Source organism: Bacillota bacterium, from assembly GCA_018333655.1.
GTDB lineage: Bacteria > Bacillota > UBA994 > UBA994 > UBA994 > BS524.
Map to the genome: position 1 here is coordinate 1 of JAGXTJ010000027.1, position 4914 is coordinate 4914.

The following is a 4914-nucleotide window of genomic DNA, read 5'->3' on the forward strand; positions in this document are numbered from 1 at the left end:
GAACGCCCAGAACCAATGGCATGGTCGAGCGCTTCAACGGCCGCATTGCCGATGTGCTCAAGACGCATCACTTCCACAGTGGGCAGGATCTGGAGCAGACCTTGATGCGCTACGTGACTTTGTACAACCACCAACTGCCACAGTCAGCGTTGAAGAGCAAAACGCCGATGCAAGCCATGAAAGAATGGTACGCTTCTCGCCCTGATCTGTTCCATAAACGCCCGTATGATCGTCCGGGATGTGACACCTAACGGTGTTGATTATTGCGCATCGATTGAGCACTTTGAGTAACTGTGATTCCATTGTAGAAGTAAGCAATAAAAACCTATGCGTGAGAGCTATCAATGAATTTCAAAGTTGAATCTGGCACTGTAGCTGTTGTTGGGCTTGGTTACGTCGGCCTGCCTTTGGCAGTCGAATTTGGTAAAACACGCCCGGTTTTGGGTTTTGACATCGATCCATTGCGGATCAGGGAGCTGCAAGATGGAAAAGACAGCACGTTGGAAGTGCTGCCGCAAGAGCTTGCTGCTGCCGCAAACCTTGTTTTTAGCTGCAATGCCACCGATTTATCGCGTTGCAATGTGTTCATTGTTACTGTGCCGACCCCCATCGACCAAGCCAATCGGCCAGACCTTGTGCCGCTGATAAGGGCCAGTGAAACCGTCGGCAAGGCGCTTACGCCGGGTGCAGTGGTCATTTACGAATCCACGGTGTACCCAGGTGCCACCGAAGAGGTCTGTGTGCCGGTGCTGGAGGGCGTCAGCGGCCTCAAGTTCAACCAAGGCTTCTTTTGCGGCTACAGCCCCGAGCGCATCAATCCTGGTGACAAGGTCAACACCCTCACCAAGATCAAAAAAATCACCAGCGGCAGCACGCCCGAAGTGGCCGACGCAGTCGATGCGCTATACCGCAGCATCATCACGGCGGGCACGCACAAGGCCAGCAGCATCAAGGTGGCCGAAGCCGCCAAGGTGATTGAAAACACCCAACGCGACCTGAACATTGCCCTCATCAACGAGTTGTCGGTCATCTTTGCGCGTTTGGGCATTGATACCCTTGAGGTGCTGGAGGCCGCTGGCAGCAAGTGGAACTTCCTGCCCTTCAGGCCCGGCCTTGTGGGTGGCCACTGCATCGGGGTGGACCCTTACTACCTCACCCACAAGGCTGAAGCAGTGGGATATCACCCTCAGGTCATTCTGGCAGGGCGGCGCATCAATGACAACATGGCCCGCTACGTGGCGCGCAACACCATCAAGCTCATGTTGCAGAACGGCATGGACGTGCCGCGCTGCCGTGTGGGGGTGCTGGGCGTAACTTTCAAGGAAAACTGCCCCGACATTCGCAACAGCAAGGTTGTGGACATGATCCGCGAGTTCGAGTCTTGGGGCGTACAGGTGGTGGCTGCCGACACCTGGGCAGACCCAGCCGATGTGCAGCACGAATACGGTTTGGCCTTGGGGGCCATAGACCCGCAAAGCCCCGTGGACGCGCTGGTGGTGGCCGTGGGGCACCACGAGTACCGTGCCTTGTCGGTGGCTGAACTTCGTTTGCTATGCCGGGGCGAACAGCCTGTGCTGGCTGATGTGAAAAGCCTGTTCGACCGCCATGCCGCTGCCGCTGCCGGTTTCACCGTTTTCAGGCTCTGATTGCACCGCTCCATGATATACACCGCCATCACCGGCCGCAAAATCCGCTTCGCCCTAGTGGGCTGCGGGCGCATCTCTAAAAACCATTTCGACTCGATCAGCCAGCATGCCGACCATGCCGAACTGGTGGATGTGTGCGATACCGATCCCAGCGCCCTACAAAAGGCCGTACACAGCACCGGCGTATCCGGGCATAGCAGCCTAGCGGCACTGCTGCAAAAAACCACGGCCGATTGCGTCATCCTCACCACGCCCAGCGGCATCCATCCGCAACAGGCCATCGAAGTGGCGGGCACAGGCCGCCACGTGCTAAGCGAAAAGCCCATGGCCACCAAGTGGCAAGACGGGCGGCGCATGGTTCGCGCTTGCGAAGAGGCCGGCGTGCGCCTGTTCGTCGTCAAGCAAAACCGCAAGAACGCTACGCTGCAACTGCTCAAGAAGGCTGTGGAGCAAAAGCGCTTCGGGCAAATTTACATGGTCGCCCTAAACGTATTTTGGCAACGCCCGCAAGTGGGCTACTACGACCAAGCCAAGTGGCGTGGCACTTGGGATCTGGACGGCGGTGCCTTCATGAACCAAGCCAGCCACTACGTAGACCTGCTGGAGTGGATCATCGGCCCCATCGACTCTTTGCACGCTTACACCGCCACTTTGGCGCGCGACATCGAGGCCGAAGACACGGGTGTGATCAGCCTGCGCTGGCGCAACGGGGCGCTGGGCTCGCTCAACTGCACCATGCTCAGCTACCCAAAAAACCTAGAAGGCTCCATCACCATCCTCGGTGAAAAGGGCACAGTGCGCGTGGGCGGTGTGGCCGTGAATGAAATCCAGCAATGGCAGTTTGCTGACTCGTGCCCCGAAGACGAGCAAATAAAGGACGCCAGCTACGAAACCACCAGCGTGTACGGCTTTGGGCACCCCCTGTACTACCGCAACGTCATATCCACTTTGCGCGGCGAAGCGGAACCCGAGGTAGACGGACGCGAGGGATTGAAATCACTGGAGGTGCTGATTGCCGCCTACCGCTCCGCACGCGATGGCGTGCGCGTGGGCTTGCCGTTGGAGCTATGAACAGCATGAACACCACCATACACCCCACAGCCATAGTGGATGATGGCGCCCAGATTGGCGAAGGCTCGCGCGTGTGGCACTGGGTGCATGTGTGCAGCGGTGCGCGCATAGGCAATGGCGTTTCGCTGGGGCAAAACGTGTTCGTGGGCAACCAGGTTGTGATAGGCGACCGCTGCAAAATCCAGAACAACGTGAGCGTGTACGACAACGTCACGCTGGAAGAAGGGGTTTTCTGCGGCCCCAGCATGGTGTTCACCAACGTGTACAACCCGCGCTCGCTCATCGAGCGCAAGAGCGAATACCGCAACACCTTGGTCAAGAAGGGCGCCACGTTGGGCGCCAATTGCACCATCGTTTGCGGCGTGACCATCGGTGAATATGCTTTCATAGGCGCCGGGGCGGTGGTGAACAAAGACGTGAAGCCCTACGCCCTCATGGTAGGCGTGCCGGCCCGGCACGTGGGCTGGATGAGCGAATACGGCGAGCGGCTCAATCTGCCTGTGATGGGCAATGCACAGGCCGAATGTCCGGGCTCGGGTAAGCGGTATGTGTTGGTCAATGGCTTGTGCGCGCCAGCAGCCCAAACATAAGGTTACTATGGAATTCATCGACCTCAAAACCCAGTACCAGCGGCTCAAGCCGCAGATTGACGCCGCCATACAGCGCGTGCTGGACCATGGCCAGTACATCCTCGGCCCCGAAGTGGCCGAGCTGGAAGAAAAGCTGGCTGCCTACACGGGGGCCAAGCACTGCATCACCGTGGCCAATGGCACCGACGCCCTGCAGATTGCCCTCATGGCACTGGGCGTGGGGCCGGGAGATGAAGTCATCACCCCCGGCTTCACCTACATCGCCACGGCCGAGACGGTGGCCTTGCTGCGTGCCAAGCCGGTGTATGTAGACATTGATGAGCGCACCTACAACCTAGACCCGGCCTTGTTAGAAGCGGCCATTACGCCGCGTACCAAAGCCATTGTGCCGGTAAGCTTATACGGGCAATGCGCAGACTTTGACGCCATCAACGCCATCGCGGCCCGGCACGGCATACCCGTGATCGAAGACGCCGCCCAAAGCTTTGGTGCCACCTACAAGGGGCGCAAAAGCTGCAACCTTTCTACCATCGCATGCGCCAGCTTCTTTCCCAGTAAGCCGATGGGCTGTTATGGCGATGGCGGTGCCGTGTTCACCAACGACAGCGAACTGGCCAAGGCGATGCGCCAGATTGCTCGGCATGGGCAAGGCAGGCGTTACCACCATGTGCGAGTAGGGGTAAACAGTCGGCTCGACACGCTTCAGGCCGCCATCCTATTGCCCAAGCTGGCGGTGTTCGATGAAGAAATTGCACTGCGCCAGGTGGTGGCCGGCCGCTACATGCAGTTGCTGCAAGGGGTGGAGCAACTGGTACTGCCCGTGGTGGAGCCCCACAACGTGAGCGTGTGGGCGCAATTCACCATAAGGGTGCAAAACCGCGAAGCCGTGCAGAAGCAGCTATTGGACGCTGGGGTGCCCACTGCGGTGCATTACCCCATACCATTGAATAAACAGCCGGCGGTAGCCGATGCAGGCGTCAAACTGACCGTGGGCGATGTGCTCTCGCAAAGCGTAATCAGTTTACCCATGCATCCGTACCTCAGCGAAGTAAATATCAATACGATATTTATTGCATTAAAGAAAACTTTTTCATGAGAATCTCATGCATGTGCTAGTCATTCCATCTTGGTATCCACAACATTCGGGTGATATAGGTGGTAGTTTTTTTAGAGAACAAGCCTTAGCGTTAAATAAGCATGGTTGCAAAGTAGGTGTTATTTATCCGCAACTGCGATCTTTGAGAAACTGGAAGTCTGTGTTCACAGTCAAGCGAGGGATATCAGTGGAAGACGACAGCGGGGTTATGACATACCGCTCACACGGCATGAATTGGTTTCCGCGCTTAGTAAATCCCGCATTTAAACTGTTCTTGCTGCATGGCAGACGTCTTTATGAAAAGTATGTTTTTGAAAATGGCGTGCCGGATGTAGTGCATGCCCATTCGCTCCTTAACGCTGGTCTACTTGCGTATAACATTAATAAAAAACACGGCGTCCCTTATGTTGTAACAGAACACAGTTCTGGCTTTGCGAGTAAAATATACAGTAGGCAGCAACTAAGGGTGGCTGGTGAAGCGTCCATTTCAGCTAAACGAAGGTTTGCGGTC

6 protein-coding genes are annotated in these 4914 nt (G+C 56.8%); all 6 read left to right on the plus strand.

The annotated features are described in order from the left end of the window. Window positions 1–251, plus strand: a 251-nt coding sequence (locus KGZ92_05860; protein ID MBS3888813.1) for an integrase core domain-containing protein, incomplete at its 5' end; no start/stop codon positions are given. Between the two features lie 93 nt (window positions 252–344). Then, entirely contained in the window at window positions 345–1646 is a 1302-nt protein-coding gene (locus KGZ92_05865; protein MBS3888814.1) for a nucleotide sugar dehydrogenase, read from the plus strand. 12 nt (window positions 1647–1658) lie between these two features. Further along, window positions 1659–2717: a Gfo/Idh/MocA family oxidoreductase gene (locus KGZ92_05870; GenBank protein MBS3888815.1), complete on the plus strand. Its 1059-nt coding sequence runs from the start codon at window positions 1659–1661 to the stop codon at window positions 2715–2717. Window positions 2718–2722: 5 nt separating this feature from the next. After that, window positions 2723–3307 (plus strand): UDP-2-acetamido-3-amino-2,3-dideoxy-D-glucuronate N-acetyltransferase, encoded by a 585-nt coding sequence (wbpD, locus tag KGZ92_05875; protein MBS3888816.1) that lies wholly within the window; start codon window positions 2723–2725, stop codon window positions 3305–3307. A 7-nt stretch (window positions 3308–3314) separates the two neighbouring features. After that, on the plus strand, window positions 3315–4403 hold the full coding sequence (locus tag KGZ92_05880; protein ID MBS3888817.1) for a DegT/DnrJ/EryC1/StrS family aminotransferase: 1089 nt from the start codon (window positions 3315–3317) through the stop codon (window positions 4401–4403). Between the two features lie 13 nt (window positions 4404–4416). After that, a partial coding sequence (locus KGZ92_05885) for a glycosyltransferase (protein MBS3888818.1) occupies window positions 4417–4914 on the plus strand: 498 nt, incomplete at its 3' end.